The organism is Sedimenticola selenatireducens (assembly GCF_963675335.2).
Classification (GTDB): domain Bacteria; phylum Pseudomonadota; class Gammaproteobacteria; order Chromatiales; family Chromatiaceae; genus Sedimenticola; species Sedimenticola selenatireducens.
In genome coordinates, this window is sequence record NZ_CAXXYC010000004.1 from 681,203 (window position 1) to 697,133 (window position 15,931).

General features: G+C 58.0%; 14 protein-coding genes and 1 tRNA gene. 8 read left to right on the forward strand and 7 right to left on the reverse strand.

What is annotated here, in order from left to right:
* Positions 1–146 precede the first annotated feature (146 nt).
* The 3 genes from ACHZBF_RS14270 to ACHZBF_RS14280 all read right to left on the reverse strand — a co-directional run bounded on the left by ACHZBF_RS14270 (position 147) and on the right by ACHZBF_RS14280 (position 2,421).
* Entirely contained in the window at positions 147–428 is a 282-nt protein-coding gene (locus ACHZBF_RS14270; RefSeq protein ID WP_029132024.1) for a hypothetical protein, read from the reverse strand.
* 90 nt (positions 429–518) lie between these two features.
* Positions 519–1,226: a hypothetical protein gene (locus ACHZBF_RS14275; RefSeq protein ID WP_157606686.1), complete on the reverse strand. Its 708-nt coding sequence runs from the start codon at positions 1,224–1,226 to the stop codon at positions 519–521.
* On the reverse strand, positions 1,213–2,421 hold the full coding sequence (locus ACHZBF_RS14280) for a class I SAM-dependent methyltransferase (protein WP_321528814.1): 1,209 nt from the start codon (positions 2,419–2,421) through the stop codon (positions 1,213–1,215). The genes ACHZBF_RS14275 and ACHZBF_RS14280 overlap by 14 nt, the downstream gene beginning before the upstream one ends.
* A 110-nt stretch (positions 2,422–2,531) precedes the next feature.
* Here ACHZBF_RS14280 and ACHZBF_RS14285 point away from each other — a divergent pair, with 110 nt between their 5' ends.
* A complete protein-coding gene (locus ACHZBF_RS14285; RefSeq protein WP_321528815.1) occupies positions 2,532–3,275 on the forward strand; it encodes a pteridine reductase in 744 nt (247 codons plus the stop codon).
* A gap of 6 nt (positions 3,276–3,281) precedes the next feature.
* Here ACHZBF_RS14285 and folK read toward each other — a convergent pair whose 3' ends face one another.
* Both folK and folB read right to left on the reverse strand, forming a co-directional pair.
* The gene (folK, locus tag ACHZBF_RS14290; protein ID WP_321528816.1) at positions 3,282–3,782 is read right to left on the reverse strand and encodes a 2-amino-4-hydroxy-6-hydroxymethyldihydropteridine diphosphokinase; all 501 of its coding nucleotides are present in this window, start codon (positions 3,780–3,782) and stop codon (positions 3,282–3,284) included.
* A gap of 1 nt (position 3,783) precedes the next feature.
* On the reverse strand, positions 3,784–4,140 hold the full coding sequence (folB, locus tag ACHZBF_RS14295; protein ID WP_029132019.1) for a dihydroneopterin aldolase: 357 nt from the start codon (positions 4,138–4,140) through the stop codon (positions 3,784–3,786).
* A 140-nt stretch (positions 4,141–4,280) separates the two neighbouring features.
* On the opposite strand from folB, the gene plsY reads away from it, so the two are divergent.
* A complete protein-coding gene (plsY, locus tag ACHZBF_RS14300; RefSeq protein WP_029132018.1) occupies positions 4,281–4,883 on the forward strand; it encodes a glycerol-3-phosphate 1-O-acyltransferase PlsY in 603 nt (200 codons plus the stop codon).
* Position 4,884: 1 nt separating this feature from the next.
* Here plsY and tsaD read toward each other — a convergent pair whose 3' ends face one another.
* Positions 4,885–5,919, reverse strand: a complete 1,035-nt coding sequence (gene tsaD / locus ACHZBF_RS14305) for a tRNA (adenosine(37)-N6)-threonylcarbamoyltransferase complex transferase subunit TsaD (protein WP_321528817.1) — start codon at positions 5,917–5,919, stop codon at positions 4,885–4,887.
* A 288-nt stretch (positions 5,920–6,207) separates the two neighbouring features.
* Here tsaD and rpsU point away from each other — a divergent pair, with 288 nt between their 5' ends.
* The 6 genes from rpsU (at position 6,208) to ACHZBF_RS14335 (ending at position 12,071) form a co-directional block, all read left to right on the forward strand.
* Complete coding sequence (gene rpsU, locus ACHZBF_RS14310; protein ID WP_029132016.1) at positions 6,208–6,423, forward strand: 30S ribosomal protein S21; 216 nt, start codon at positions 6,208–6,210, stop codon at positions 6,421–6,423.
* A 26-nt stretch (positions 6,424–6,449) separates the two neighbouring features.
* Positions 6,450–6,893, forward strand: a complete 444-nt coding sequence (locus ACHZBF_RS14315; RefSeq protein ID WP_029132015.1) for a GatB/YqeY domain-containing protein — start codon at positions 6,450–6,452, stop codon at positions 6,891–6,893.
* A gap of 98 nt (positions 6,894–6,991) precedes the next feature.
* A complete protein-coding gene (gene dnaG, locus ACHZBF_RS14320) occupies positions 6,992–8,770 on the forward strand; it encodes a DNA primase (protein WP_321528818.1) in 1,779 nt (592 codons plus the stop codon).
* A 135-nt stretch (positions 8,771–8,905) separates the two neighbouring features.
* On the forward strand, positions 8,906–10,771 hold the full coding sequence (gene rpoD, locus ACHZBF_RS14325; RefSeq protein ID WP_273438268.1) for an RNA polymerase sigma factor RpoD: 1,866 nt from the start codon (positions 8,906–8,908) through the stop codon (positions 10,769–10,771).
* A 15-nt stretch (positions 10,772–10,786) separates the two neighbouring features.
* A tRNA-Ile gene (locus ACHZBF_RS14330) sits at positions 10,787–10,863 on the forward strand.
* Positions 10,864–11,090: 227 nt separating this feature from the next.
* Positions 11,091–12,071 (forward strand): site-specific integrase, encoded by a 981-nt coding sequence (locus tag ACHZBF_RS14335; RefSeq protein ID WP_321528819.1) that lies wholly within the window; start codon positions 11,091–11,093, stop codon positions 12,069–12,071.
* A gap of 730 nt (positions 12,072–12,801) precedes the next feature.
* Here ACHZBF_RS14335 and ACHZBF_RS14340 read toward each other — a convergent pair.
* Complete coding sequence (locus ACHZBF_RS14340) at positions 12,802–15,771, reverse strand: bifunctional diguanylate cyclase/phosphodiesterase (protein ID WP_321528820.1); 2,970 nt, start codon at positions 15,769–15,771, stop codon at positions 12,802–12,804.
* Positions 15,772–15,931 lie beyond the last annotated feature (160 nt).

A 15,931-nucleotide genomic window follows, 5' to 3' on the forward strand; every position in this document is an offset into this window, starting at 1 on the left:
TCCTTTACGGCGAGACAACCCGGCCCTGTCCAGCCGGAGAAAGGAGCTATTTTAAGCCAAATGATCGGCAAGACAAAATAGTGCCAAGACGGCACAGCAGACCACTCAGATCGGCTGGATGGCCGGTAATACCGGCCATCCCGAATTTACATCTTGAATATCTTTGGTTGATAAAGCGGCGAACCCTGGCCGTTGCTCGGGCAACTGCCATTATTGGTCGCACAGGGCGTGGGACCAGGCAACTCGGCCTTGCCGATACGGTTGTATTCCCCCTTTTCTTCCGCCCAGATCACGGCATGGGCAGGGACCTCCTCGGAGGGAAAAGGGATTAACTGGCCGGTAACACCATCGTTTTCCAGCACCTGGTAGGTCTCGCCAAACAGTTCCAGGATATCGCCGGGTTCAAAATCGCTTTTATAGGAAGACATAAAATTCACTCGCTGAAATGTTCCACACAGAGACAATCTAGCCGCAAATTCGTATCGCTTGCAACTATTAGTTGGAAATCAGAAGTGGATTCAGATCGGCATGAAGACCGCCGAAGCGACCGACTGTATGATGGTCTTGATGCGCCGATTGCTGCTCTGCGCAACAATCCTGGCCATCCCGTCCTGCAGCGCTATCAGCTTACCGAACAGGCGCTCATAGCTCAGATTGATCACCGGGCCCACCATCTGATTACTGACCAGAAACAGCCGGCCGGCACTGTCCCGGGTGTGACCCAGTTTCCAGGTGGCGATCTCGATATTGCGGGCCGCGTTGTAGAGTTTTTGCGGGTCCAGTTCATCGGTGAGATAGAAGGTCTGCTTGTCGTTATGCGCCGCCAGGATCATGCCCCGCAATCCCTCGATAAAGGCCAGCACCCGGTCTCCCCGGTAGTCCTCATCAAAGGTCAGCATCACCGCATCCGTGCCGCGCTTCTGCTGCAATTCAGGAAAGTGCCCGGTCCGCCCGATCCCGAATACCCGGTCGACGGCCTGTTCCAGGCTGGCGGCACCCCCCTTGCGCCACTCCCGGGGATTGCGCCGGTAGAGTTTCTCCATCAGCTCCCGCAGATGCTCCATGGAGAAACGAATCTGGATCTCCGCCACCATATCCACATCACTCTTGGCGATATCGTCCATCTGGAACTGCCGGGTCTTGATCGGTGAATTTCGATCAGGTGTGCCGCCACAGCCAATCAGCAGCAGCGGCAGGATCAACAGCATCCACCTACAGCCGTTCACGCATATCCCTCATGGCAAAACCGCTCAACGGCTGGTCCCAGCCCCGGGTCAGCCCCAAAACCTTGAAACGCTCACCCATCTCGGTAGGCAGGGTCAGACGCTTGACCCCCTGCACCAGGTCCAGATGGAGTGCTGCATCGTTCGGATCGGATTCGGCCACCAGTCGGTCCAGTCCACTGCCCATCAGGAAGAAGGCCTGGGTGGTGTATCCGGCCACATTGAAACCGGTCGCCACGGCCGCCTCGGCAATCGCGGTAAAATCCACATGCGCGGTAATATCCTGCAGCCCCGGGTAGACCAGCGGATCTGCATGGGCGCGATGCCGGTAGTGGCACATCAGGGTGCCCCGGCGACGCGCGGGGTGGTAGTACTCGGCGCGGCTGTGTCCGTAATCGATCAGCAGCACCGCGCCCCGCTCCAGGCACCCTGCCAGGGAGGCCAGCCAGGGATCGGCGCGCAGATTGATTTCCGATTCAAAATCGTCAGCCGCTTCCAATTGGCCCAGGGGAGCAGCCAGGTGCCGGGCAAAACCGGGCGATGCCGGCTCGCCCCAGGTCAGCTCGAACCGCTCCCCATTCCAGCTGACAAACTGCTCCAGCAGGGTGCCTGATGAGAGCCTGAAACGGTGCACCGGCATGGCGTCCAGCAGCTCGTTAGCGATCACCACGCCGGAAAAGGCCGTTTCCGGAAAGTTCTCCAGCCAGCTCACCCGGTCAACCAGATGGGGGGCGCGCTGACCCAGCGTCTGGCGCTGGCGCTGGCGCAGCTCCGGGCTCAGATCCAGGATCAGGTAGCGCTCCGGCAGGCAGTCGAGCCGTTCCAGCTGCAGCAGCAGATCGGCGGCCAGGATACCGGAACCGGCCCCCACCTCCAGGATCGTGCCACCGCCCAGACCATCAAGCACCTCCCGGCACTGATGTGCCAGGCAGCGAGCAAACAGCGGCGAGATCTCCGGCGCCGTTACGAAGTCTCCCGCCTCGCCAAACTTGCGCGCGCCGGCCGTGTAATAGCCGAGCCCCGGCGCATAGAGGGCCAGCTCCATGTAGCGGTCAAAGGGTATTCTGCCACCGGCCCTGGCAATCTCATCCCGGATCAGCGACACCAATTTCAGACTATGTGACCGGGCGTCCGCATCCGGCTCCGGCAGCTGGGCCACGACAGCCTCGGCCGCCCGGGGGTTGATCCGTTCAATCATGAATTTCGTAAACTCGTGGGTTCGGTATAAAGTGACAGCTAGTCAATCACACTATTCATGGCTAGTTTAGCAAGACCGGGGATAGAGCAGAAATCGAGGGAGTACCCAGCGTGACTCAAGAGAACCGACCCGTCGTCCTGATTACCGGCGCCGCCCAGCGGATCGGCGCGACGATTGCCCATAGCCTGCATCAGTGCGGCATGGATATCGCGCTGCATTATCACCGCTCACAAGCCCCTGCGGAAACGCTTAAAGAGGCACTGGAGCAGGAGCGGGCGGACTCGGTACGGCTGATCCAGGCGGATCTCAACGAACCGGAGCAGCTTGCCGACATTATTCAGCAAATCGACCAGTGGCGCGGCCGGCTCGACCTGCTGGTCAACAACGCCTCCAGCTTCTACCCCACACCGCTGGAGCAATTGAGCTTTCAGCAGTGGGATGACCTGATGGGCATCAACCTCAAGGCGCCGTTTTTTCTCGCAACAGCCGCCGTGCCCCTGCTCAGGGTGAGCCGCGGCGCCATAATCAATCTGGTGGATATCCATGCCGAAAGACCGCTGAAACATCACCCGGTCTACAGCATGGCCAAGGCGGGCAACGCCATGATGGTGAAATCCCTGGCCCGGGAACTGGGCCCGGAGATCCGGGTCAACGGCGTGGCTCCGGGGGCCATACTCTGGCCGCAACAGGAGCTGGGCGAACAGACCAAGCGCGAGATCATCTCCCGCACCGCGCTGGAAAGGTCCGGCACTCCTCAGGATATTGCCCGCACCGTGCGCTTTCTGGCCCTGGATGCACCCTATATCACCGGACAGATCATCACGGTTGACGGCGGCCGCAGCGTTCAGCAGTAACCCGGGCTACAGCTCCAGGCCGGTCTCAAACGGCACTGGCCAGAGGCGTTGGGATGCGCGGTCAAACCGCCGCCAGAGTTCACCGTAGGTTTCATCCAACTCAGGATGTCGGCTCTCACCCGCCAGCTCCGACAGGGGCAACAGGACGAAGGCGTAGCGGGTGATCTCATCCCGTGGCAGGTGCACACCGGCCATATCGATGATCTGGTCACCATAGGTCAGCAGATCGATATCCAGGGTCCGCGCGGCAAATCCCCCCCCTTCCCGGGTTCTACCGTGCGCCGACTCGATGGTGCGGAACAGCCGGATCAACTCCTCCACCGGGCGATCCGTATCGACCCCCACCACCAGGTTATAGAAGGCGTCGCCGGCAAAACCGACCGCCTCGCTCTCGTAGATCCGGGAGATCAGCAGGGTGCCGAATTCGGCCTGCAGGTCATGCAGCGCCGCACGGATATTGCGCTCGCGATCGATATTGCTACCGAGACTGAGCCAGATTCTCTCCATATCAGAACCGCTCGCCCCGTTCGATAATCACACCCACGTCGGTAGCGGCGCTGACGGCGCCAATCTTGTTCACGGTCAGTCGCACCCAGCGCACATCGAACTCCTGGCGAATGATCTCGGCACAGCGCTCCGCCAGCGTCTCTACCAGCTGGAACTGACTCTCCTCGACAAAGCTGATCAGCCGTTTCGAGACCGCCTTGTAATCCACCGCATCGGCAATATCCTCGGAGGCGGCCGCGCGTTGCACATCGGTACTCATGTCGATATCAAGCACCACGGTCTGCCTGATCTCCCGCTCCCAGTCGTAGATGCCGATCACCGTATCGATCCTGAGATCACGTAAAAAAACTATATCCATGGGTATTCCGTATTCCTGAAGTTGTATCGGGTCATGGTAAAACAGCCGCCAAGGATAACAAATACCCTTGACCCTGAACCCCCGCACCCGGGAGAATTCCGCAGGTCCGCTGGGCACCGGCCCACCGCTTAGGATTTGCCATGACCAACGCCTTACTGATTATCACCGCCTACCTGCTGGGTTCCCTCTCCAGCGCCATTATCGTCTGCCGCCTGATGGGCCTGCCGGACCCGCGCACCCAGGGCTCCAACAACCCCGGCGCCACCAATGTTCTGCGCCTGGGCGGCAAAAAAGCGGCGGCCATCACCCTGCTCGGCGACAGCCTGAAGGGCTTTTTCCCGGTCCTGGCCGCCAAGCTGCTGGGCGTCGCGCCCCTGGTGCTGGCGGCGGTCGCCATGGCGGCCTTCCTGGGACACCTCTATCCTCTGTTCTTCCGCTTTCAGGGCGGCAAGGGGGTAGCCACCGCGCTGGGTACCCAGTTCGGCATCCACTGGCAGATCGGCGGACTGGTAGCCCTGCTCTGGCTGCTGATGGCGAAGGGGCTGAACATCTCCTCGCTGGCCGCGCTGGTATCGATGGCACTGGCACCGCTGGTGGTCTGGTATATCTGGCCGGCACCGGAACTGATCTGGATGCAGGTACTGATGAGCCTGATCCTGTTCTGGCGCCACCGCAGCAATATCCGCAATCTGCTGGTCGGCTCGGAGGGTAAGATAAAAGACGAACAGGGGCCAGAAGCCTGATTCAAAGCCCGGCCAGGGAATCCATCGGCCAGCGGGCGCGGGCGCCAAATCCCAGCGGTTCATGCGCACCTGCCCGCAGGCGCTGCCAGCCGGCATAGGCGATCATCGCGCCGTTGTCGGTACAGAACTCGGTTCGGGGATAGAACACCCGGGCCCCCTCCTTTTTCATCGACGCCTGCATCTTTTCGCGCAGATGCCGGTTGGCGCTGACACCGCCGGCCAGCACCAGGGTACCGGCACCACATTCGCGTACCGCACGGCGACACTTGATCACCAGTGTATCCACTACCGCCTCTTCGAAGGCGCGGGCGATATCGGCCTTGGTCTGCAGCACGCTCTCCTCGCTGTCCTGGGGACCGATCTCACGCTGCAGGGTATTCAGGGCGAAGGTCTTGAGACCACTGAAACTGAAGTCGAGTCCGGGTCGATCCGTCATCGGGCGGGGAAACCGGAAACGTCGCGGGTCACCCTTTAGCGCCAGCGCCGCCAGCTCCGGCCCACCCGGATAGGGCAGTCCCATCATCTTGGCCGTCTTGTCGAAGGCCTCGCCCGCCGCATCATCCAGCGACTCACCCAGTAGCCGGTACTGGCCAATCCCTTTCACCTCGACCAACTGGGTGTGCCCCCCGGAGACCAGCAGGGCGACAAAGGGAAAGTCGGGACTCTCCGACTCCAGCATCGGCGCGAGCAGATGACCTTCCATATGATGCACACCCACCGCCGGCACCTGCCAGGCCCAGGCCAGGGTTCGGCCGATCGCCGCACCCACCAGCAGGGCGCCGACCAGACCGGGACCAGCGGTATAGGCGACACCGTCGATATCCGTCTTGCCCATGCCGGTGTCCGCCAGCAGACTGGAGAGCAGCGGCAAGGTCTTGCGCACATGGTCCCGCGACGCCAGCTCCGGCACCACGCCGCCATAAACCGCATGCAGATCTATCTGACTGTGCAGCACATGGCCGAGCAGCCCCTGCTCACTGTCGTAAATGGCCAAGCCTGTCTCGTCACAGGACGTTTCTATTCCCAGTACCCGCATTTGTTTCTCAGATCGTTTCCGTTCAGGAGACAGCACCGTGCCTGACTGTCTCCAAAATATATAAAAAAGGCGCTCTCGACGCAGACGCTATATTGTAAGATGGATGGGCCAGCGGCGCACCCTCCCCGCCCACCATATCCCAACGGGGAGCCGTTCCGGTAGAGTGCCTGCTATCCAGGCATACCCGTGGAAGAGTCCATAATTTTTTTTGCAAAACTCCACGACAGTGCGTAGAATTCGCGCTCTTAAGTTTCCAGCATCCCGTTGGTACGATTTTTGAGGTGGGAAATGCCCAACGTACGAGTTAAAGAAAACGAGCCGTTTGAAGTCGCAATGCGCCGCTTTAAGCGCGGTTGCGAGAAAGCCGGCGTTCTGGCCGAAGTGCGTCGTCGCGAACACTATGAGAAGCCGACGACCGAGCGTAAACGCAAGGCCGCCGCTGCAGTAAAGCGTCACCTGAAGAAAGTCTCCCGCGAAAACCGCAAGTGGGACCGTCAGTACTGATCTGACCCTGGTCTCGGTTCAATCCCATGCTTAAACAGCGCATCCAGGATGATATGAAGGCCGCCATGAAGGGGGGTGACAAACCCCGCCTTGGCGTAATTCGCCTGTTGATGGCCGCCATCAAACAGCGTGAAGTGGATGAGCGGATCGAACTGGACGACACGCAGATTCTGGTTGTGCTTGACAAGATGGTGAAGCAACGGCGCGACTCCATCAATCAGTACGAACAGGCGGGTCGGTCGGAATTGGCCGAGCAGGAAGCCTTCGAGATCACTATTCTCCAGGAGTACCTTCCGGAAGCCCTGAGCGAGGAAGAGATCGCCGCCATGATCCGTGATGCGATCCAGGCCACCGGCGCGGAGTCACTCCGGGACATGGGCAAGGTGATGGGGCAACTCAAGCCCAAGATGCAGGGACGTGCCGACATGGGAGCCGTTAGCGCCCTGATCAAGCAGCAACTCAGCAGCTGATCCGACACACCCCTTCAGCGCCAAACAAAGCTCTGGCATATTACATGGCCGGGGCTTTTTAGTCTCTGGCAGTAGATAACTCAGGGTACTATTGCACCATGGCCGGAAAAATCCCTGCACACTTCATTGACGAACTGCTGAACCGGGTCGACATTGTCGACCTGATCAACGGCCGTGTGCCCCTGAAAAAGGCAGGCAAGGATTATCAGGCCTGCTGCCCCTTTCACAATGAAAAGACCCCCTCTTTCACCGTCAGCCGCGAAAAACAGTTCTATCACTGCTTCGGCTGCGGCGCCCACGGCACCGCAATCGGCTTTCTCATGGAGTATGACAATCTGGGCTTTGTCGATTCGATTGAGGAGCTGGCCGGCAAGGCCGGGCTTGAGGTGCCACGGGAGGGCGGGGGCGAAAGCGGTCCCGACTACCGGCCACTCTACGCAACCCTGGACCAGGCCGCACGCTTCTATCAATGGCAGCTGCGCAAACACCCGGACGCCGGCAAGGCGGTCAGCTACCTCAAGCAGCGGGGACTAACCGGCGAGATCAGTGCCGATTTCGGCATCGGCTATGCCCCTACGGGCTGGGACAACCTGATCCGGCAAATGGGACAAGACCCCAAGGGGCTGGAATTGCTACGCACGACCGGCATGATCTCGGAGCCCGAGGCGGACAAATGCTACGACCGCTTCCGCGAGCGTATCATGTTCCCGATCCGCAATCATCGCGGCCAGACCATCGCCTTTGGCGGCAGAATCCTCGGTGACGGAACACCCAAATACCTCAACTCACCTGAGACCCCGGTGTTTCATAAGGGCAAGGAGCTGTACGGTCTCTACGAGGCGCGCAAGGCATTGCGTAAGATCGAACGCCTGCTGGTGGTTGAAGGCTACATGGATGTGGTGGCCCTGGCCCAATTCGGCATCCGCTATGCGGTGGCGACACTGGGCACCGCCACCACCACGGAACACCTGGAGCGGCTGTTCCGCACCACCTCTGAAGTCATCTTCTGTTTTGATGGCGACCGGGCCGGCCGCGATGCCGGCTGGAAGGCCCTGGAGACCAGCCTGCCGCACATGCGCGACGGCCGGGAGGCGCGCTTCCTGTTTCTACCGGATGGCGAGGACCCCGACACTCTGATCCGCAAGGAGGGACGAGACCGGTTTGAACAGCGCATTATCAGCTCAACTCCGCTCTCCAGCTTTCTGTTCGACAAACTGGAGTCGGAAGTCGACATGACTTCCCTGGGCGGGCGGGCACGGCTGGCGGAACAGGCAAAGCCGTTGCTGGGCAAACTGCCATCCGGGCTGTTCCGCGAGATGATGTACCAGCGCCTGGCACAGCGGGTCGGCCTGGAACCGGGGCAACTCGGCTCCCAGCCCGCCACCGACACAAGCCACAGAACCCGCCCACCCCTGCGCAAAAAATCCGGCGCACAGCAGATTCTCTCCTCGGTCCGCCGCGCTATCACCCTACTGCTGATAAAACCGGAATTGGGGCAAATCACCGATCTTCCTTCAGAATGGCGCGGATTTCGCGCACCTGGCATCGATTTATTGAGCCAACTCCTTGAAATCGTGCAAAATCAGCCTAACCTTAGGACAGCGCAGATCATCGAACGCTGGCGCGACGAGCCGGCGTACCACCACCTGGAAAAGATCTGGAGTACAGCAACCGAGCTGCCCACCCCCGAAGACGGCATGGAAATGGAATTCCGCGGAGCCTTGCAACGGCTCGTGGAACAGCAGCGCGAACAGGAAACCACCCAATTGCTGGAGAGAGTCAGCACGGGAGATGCTTCCGAACAGGAGAAGCAACGCCTGGGCCAGCTACTTTCTGAAAAACAGAAAATCGCTGACTCGCATAGACGTTCGGATTGACGTGACCGGCAGAGCGTGAGCCGGAGCACATCAAAACGGAACTTTTTAATCGTGCGCGTATAGAAAACCTGCGAAATTAAGGTTATACTTCGCCGCTTGACATTCGCGCACGCCCCTTAGAATTTAAGGCAGGAAATGGATAAGGTACAGCAGCAATCCCAGCTCAAGCAACTGATCGCGAAAGGTAAAGAACAAGGTTTTCTCACCTACGCCGAAGTAAACGACCACCTACCCGACGGCATCGTAGAACCCGAGCAGATTGAAGACATCATCCGGATGATCAATGACATGGGCATCCAGGTACATGAGAGTGCCCCCGATGCCGATGACCAGGTGATGAGCGATTCCGCCGTTTCCGCCGACGATGATGCCGCTGAAGAGGCCGCTGCAGCACTCGCCAGCGTCGACAGTGATTTTGGCCGCACTACCGATCCGGTACGCATGTACATGCGTGAAATGGGTACCGTCGAACTACTCACCCGCGAGGGTGAGTTGAAGATCGCCAAGCGCATCGAAGAGGGGCAAAACCAGGTCCTGACCGCACTCTCCACCTATCCGGACACCATCAGCAGCATTATCGAGCTGCTGGCGAAGGTCGAAGCGGAAGAGATGCGCCTGACCGATGTTATCGTCGGCTTTGCCCAGCCCGAAGAGGAAGCGGAAGTGATCGCCCCGCCGATCCCCGCCCCGAAAAGCAGTGATGCCACCGCCACGAACAAAGACATCGACGAAGACGACGAGGATGAGGACGACGATGACGCGGAGGAGGAAGACCCCAACCGTGGGCCCGATCCCGAAGAGGCCGCGCGTAAGAGCGAAGTCCTGAAAAAAGCGTTCAAAGTCCAGAGCTCGCTGCTGGAGAAACACGGTCGCGAACACAAAAAGACCATCGCCGCCGCCGAAGACCTGACCACCGCCTTCATGGACTTCCGCTATAGCCCGAAGGTGTTCAACGCGCTGGTGGAAAACCTGCGTGAGGCGATCGCCTTCGTGCGCAGCCAGGAACGCGCTATCATGGACCTGTGTGTCAACACGGCCCACATGCCGCGCAAGGAGTTCATCACTTCTTTCCCGGATAATGAGACGGACCTCTCCTGGATCGATCGCCAGATCGAGAAAGGCCAGGGCTACTCCGGCGCACTGGAAGAGTTCAAGGAAGACGTACTGCGCGCCCAGAAAAAACTGCTGGAACTGGAACAGCGCTGCAAGCTCACGATCTCGGAAATCAAGGAGATCAATCGCCAGATGTCCATCGGCGAGGCCAAGGCGCGCCGGGCAAAGAAAGAGATGGTGGAAGCCAACCTGCGTCTGGTGATCTCCATCGCCAAGAAATACACCAACCGCGGCCTGCAGTTCCTGGACCTGATCCAGGAGGGCAATATCGGCCTGATGAAAGCGGTGGACAAGTTCGAATACCGGCGCGGCTACAAGTTCTCCACCTACGCCACCTGGTGGATTCGTCAGGCCATCACCCGCTCCATCGCGGACCAGGCCCGTACCATCCGTATCCCGGTGCACATGATCGAGACTATCAACAAGCTCAATCGTATCTCGCGCCAGATGGTACAGGAGATGGGACGCGAGGCCACCCCTGAAGAGCTGGCCGAGCGCATGGATATGCCCGAGGACAAGGTCCGCAAGGTATTGAAGATCGCCAAGGAACCGATCTCCATGGAGACCCCGATCGGTGATGATGAAGATTCACACCTGGGCGACTTCATCGAGGACTCCGGCGTCATCTCGCCGATCGACTCCGCCACCGGTGAAGGCCTGCGCGAAGCGACCCAGAACATGCTCTGCGGACTCACCTCGCGTGAAGCCAAGGTGCTGCGCATGCGCTTCGGCATCGACATGAACACCGACCACACCCTGGAAGAGGTCGGCAAACAGTTCGACGTCACCCGCGAGCGTATCCGTCAGATCGAGGCCAAGGCACTGCGCAAACTGCGTCACCCCTCGCGCTCGGAGAACCTGCGCAGCTTCCTCGACGGAGATCTGTAACCACAACCGTTTTACGGGCCTATAGCTCAGTTGGTTAGAGCAGTGGACTCATAATCCATTGGTCCCAGGTTCGAGTCCTGGTGGGCCCACCAATATTAAGTAGTAAAAACAAAGGGTTACGCTATTTGCGTAGCCCTTTTTTGTTGCGGCCAAAATTTCTCTGTGTGCACTAGAAACAACGACTTAGCGCAGACGTGCACAGAAAAATACGATAGAGTGCACACATAGTGCACACTGATCAGGGGGTTACGCACCCTCGCCAATTCCTACCATTCAGCATCTCGCGTGCAATTTGTGTGCACTCTGAAAGGGAGAACTAATGGCATCATTCACTAAGCTCAAGTCCGGAAAATGGCGCGCCCAGATCCGCAAGGATGGCGTCTATACCAGCAAGACATTTACCACCAAGACGGCAGCCAGGACTTGGGCGCAACGAATCGAGGTAGCTATTGAGACAGGCGAATACCAAGCGGAGCAGGTCCAGCTGCCGACTCTAGGCAAGCTCCTGGACCGATATGAAACCGAAATCACCTCAAAAAAGAAAAGTAATAAGGCCGAGCGTTCACGTCTGCGTACACTGCATGCCGATGAACTGGCCAAGCAGCCGCTAGAACGAATTACAGCGCCTGATATCGCCGCCCTACGGGATCGCCTTGCCAAAACCCGCTCCAGCGGCACGGTGCGTCTTATGATCGCTCTAGTCAGTCACGCTTACACGGTGGCCCGTAAGGAGTGGGCGATGCCGGTGTCCAACCCAGTAATGGACATTCGCAAACCTCCACCAGGACGCGCCAGGGATCGCCGCCTCTCCCGCGACGAAACCGTCCAACCCCAGTTGTTCCGACTGGGGAAGTCTCACAGAAACCCGGAACTGCTGATCATCATCCGTCTGGCCATTGAGACAGGCATGCGGCAAGGTGAGATCCTGGGACTGACCTGGGAAGATGTCGATTTGGATAGCCGCATCATTCACCTGAAGGACACCAAGAACGGCTCAGATCGCGGGGTTCCGCTATCCCGCAAAGCTTTGCGGATGCTACGCCACCATGAACCAGATGACGCCAAAGGGAGTTTATTCTCCTATACCGGTGATGGACTGAGAGCATCCTGGAAGAAGCTTCTGAAGAAGGGGGGTATCGAGAATCTCCGCTTCCACGATCTTAGGCATGAGGCGGCAAGCAGGTTTTTTGAAAAGGGCTTAGACAGCATGGAAGTCGCCGCCATCACTGGCCACAAAACTTTGCAGATGCTGAAACGGTACACACACCTGAGCGCTGCAAAGCTGGCAGACAAGCTTTAGGCTCCGCACTACACAGGGTCTAAGCGACCAACAAGTTGGACGCCATGGCCGCAAGCGGCCACACCTTCGGGGCGCCAAGACCAGGACAAATCACGCTCGGCACGTGCGCGAGCCCTACCTTATAGTGGAGTGTTATATCAAGGATACAAAAGCGTCAGGCAAGGAAAGGGGCAATGGGTTTATTGAGAGATTAGAGGTGGAGCCGAGAATCTACGTCTTATCATATATCATAATTAATAACCCAGTTATTTTTTAGAAGAAATGCGTCCCCGGGACGTTTTCATGCAAAACGACAGTAACTTATTGTTATCAACGGCATATTATCACTTTCCAATTAAATTTTAATTGCCATTATTAGATGATTTAGGGGATTGGCTGACTGGTAACCCGAAGGGTCAGCCAGCAGGGATACCAGGGGCTGCTTTGTGAGAATAGTACCTGACCCATGCATGAGTCGTCCCCAGGAGAAGACCCAGAGGCCGCACCGAGAGCCTTGGCGTGGTCCCTTTACTGCTACACCTAACTTGCACCTGATGGGACTGATCAACTATGTGATTCACAGAGATCAACAGACATCAGCACACAAAATTATCAATATCCACCTTTCTATCTCCCATTGATCCCACTGCGGCAAGAAACATCCAGAAGCGGACGCTCAATCCATTACCTGGCTTGACCATAAAAATATTAAACCATCTCCTTTTCTTCGAATCGCCATTACTTCGTTTTGCTACTTGTCCAGCGATGCCCCAGCCAGACCCCAGGGCGATTCATTCAACCATGTCTCGACCTGGTTGGCGGGCATTGGACGACCCATATAGTAGCCCTGGCCTGCATCACAGCCGAGCGCCTTGAGCTGCGCCCACACGGCTTCGTCCTCCACGCCCTCTGCCACCACGGTGAGCGCCATATCGTGTGCCAGGGTGATGGTGGAGCGCACAATACTCGCCGAATCGGCGTCATCCAGCATGTCGGCGACAAACGACCTGTCTATTTTGATGGTTGCTACCGGTAGCTTCTTAAGATAACTCAGCGACGAGTAACCGGTACCGAAGTCGTCAATGTAGAGCGGCATCCCAAGATCGCTTAAGCGTGACAAGATCTCCAGTGCACCCACAGGATCTGCCATGACCGCGCTTTCGGTGATCTCCAGTTCAAGCATCCCTTTCTCCATATTGCAAGCCGCGCACATCTCCTGGATCTTATCCAGCAGGCGTGGATCCTGGAGGTTGATGGCGGAGAGATTGACCGCAATCGGTAGATGGATACCGGCCTGCCGGAGTGCGGTCGACTGGCGTATCGCGGATGCCAATACCCAGTCCGTGAGAGCCCGGATCATCCCGGTACGCTCCGCCAGCGCAATGAACTCATCAGGAGGAATCATGCCATGGGTTGGGTGTGACCAACGCGCCAGGGCTTCGAAGCCATTGACGTGACCGGACCGCATGGAGATCTTTGGCTGGTAATACAACTCCAGCGCATTATCTTGCAATGCCCGGTTCAGGTCGGAGGCCAGTGCCAGATGACGTTTCTTGTCAACATCCTGCTCGGGCGAGTAAAAGGCGTAACCGTTTCCGGACAGCTTGGCCAGCTGCATCGCCAAATTCGCGCGACGTATGATCTGTTCCCCGTCGGTTCCGTGCTCAGGAAACAGGACGATGCCTACATTCGCCCTGACAACCAGCGAGAAATCATTTACGCTGAAGGGCTGATTCAAAAGCGCCAGGATACGGAGTACTGTCTGCTCGGCGTGATCGGCATCCGATTCCGGTAACAGCAGTGCAAATTCATCGCCACGCATACGGGCAACGAATTCGCCCTTTTCCGTCTCTTGCGCTATACGTTGCGCCGACACCTGCATCACTTTATTGCCGGCCTCGAAACCCAGAGTATCATTGATGTCACGCAATCGCTCCAGATCAAACAACAACAGGGCGAGACTGTGATTCCGCGAGTGCACGCCAGTGATGGCGTCATCCAGATGCTCTTCTAAAGAAGCGTGATTGGGTAGGCCGGTCAACGCATCGTAGTACGCCATACGCTGGATTGTCGCCTGCGCCGCATCGTGCTTGATGCGAGTGCGCAGGGTGGCGATGCCATAGGCCAGATCCTCCGCCATTTCCGACAGGAGTTCGATCTCAGCCACATCAAATGCATCGTCCTCTTCCGCATAAATGGTAATAGCGCCCATCACTTCCTGATCCACATACAAGGGCAGCGACAAGGCCGTCTCGATTCCCTGCTCACGGGCCGCCGCATGCCATGCCTGGTATCGTGGATCACTCTGAAGCCCATGCGCCACACAGTGCCTGCCGGTTCGGATCGCTGTGCTGGTGGGGCCATTACCCCGTTCTGTTTCATCCCAGGTGATGTGGAGTGTGTCGAGGAAAGCCTTATCAGTACCGGCCTGCGCCACCGGCCGCACCGTCTTTTCCGCGTCATGTTCCGCGAAACCGACCCAGGCCATGCGATAGCCGCCGAGTTCCACCGCTACACTGCACATCTTTTGCAGTAAGGATGACTCATCAGCAGCCCTCACCAGCGTGCGGTTACCGGCGCTCAGGGTACGCAACGCAAGGTTGGTACGTTGCAGTTCCTTGTCATGAATTTCGGCTTCATCTCGCTGCCGTTGCAGCGAAACGGCCATCTGATCAAAGGATTGTGCCAGTTGTCCGAACTCATCCTGCGTCCTCTGCAATGCAGTTCTGGCGCTGAGATCGCCATTGCCGAGGCGTTCGCTGGTAAGCGCGAGAATCCTGAGCGGATGCAGAACAAACGTGCTACTGCCCTTCCATGCCACTGTGGTCACCACAGCCACAATCAGAAACAGCAAAAGCAAATCACGTTTAAAGCGTGCATCAAGATCAGCATAGGCGACGTCACGTGGAATACCGACACTGACATAGACGCTGTCTGAACCGGCCTGGTGTAGGGGCGTAAAGGCATAAAGCCGGTGAATACCCTCCGCATCGATCGATTCATCGGTGCCTTCCACGCCACGTTCGAGGATCATCCGGACGAACGGCGTATTCTGGACCGACTTGCCGAACCATTTGTCCGGATCGGGTTGATGCGCCAACACCGTACCATTTCCATCCAGAATGGTGATGGTCGTGCCTTGCGGGAGCGGAATATCGGTCAACCTGCGACTCAACCAGGCAAGATCGAGCGCGGCGAAGACCGCCCCATTGACCCGGCCATGATCATCACGTAGCGGGTAACCGAAATTGATAGCGCTCTTACCGGTGATACGTCCAACCTGGTAGCCACCAATGGCAAAGTCACCTGTCTCCATGGCGCGGCGAAAATAGTCCCGATCCTCGATTCGAACTGGAGTCGGCATGGGTAAACCGCTGCAACGCATCAGGCCATCAAGGCCACTGACGCCGAAGTTGGCATAATAGGGGTATCGCACAAGAAGGTTGGCAAATTCGCGGTTACAGACGGGCCCTGCATCCGGTGCACGCACACTCGGCAACTGCGCCAAACCAGGCAATAACTGCCGTGCCCCGGCGATGAGCTCCCGTTGTTCCAGCAGAATCAGACGGGCCAGCCTCAGCGCGACACTCTGCATATGCAGAGTCTCTTGCTTGCGCGCCTCGAGAGCGTTATGCAGCAACAGCCCAAACACCGGCACGATGATCAGCATGAGCAGAAACAACAGTCGCACTCGAAGGCTGGAAAGCTGGTTCTGGCGCATAATAATTCCTTATTACCCCTGAGGCTCAGCTATTATGGTGCTAGGCACGAATATCGTAATATGCCGCCAATATTTCTATACTAGTAGCTCTATGTGGGTTCTATGTTTAGGGATAGTTATGGAGTAAGGCATCCCGCCCATAGAAGCTTATTCCTTAATG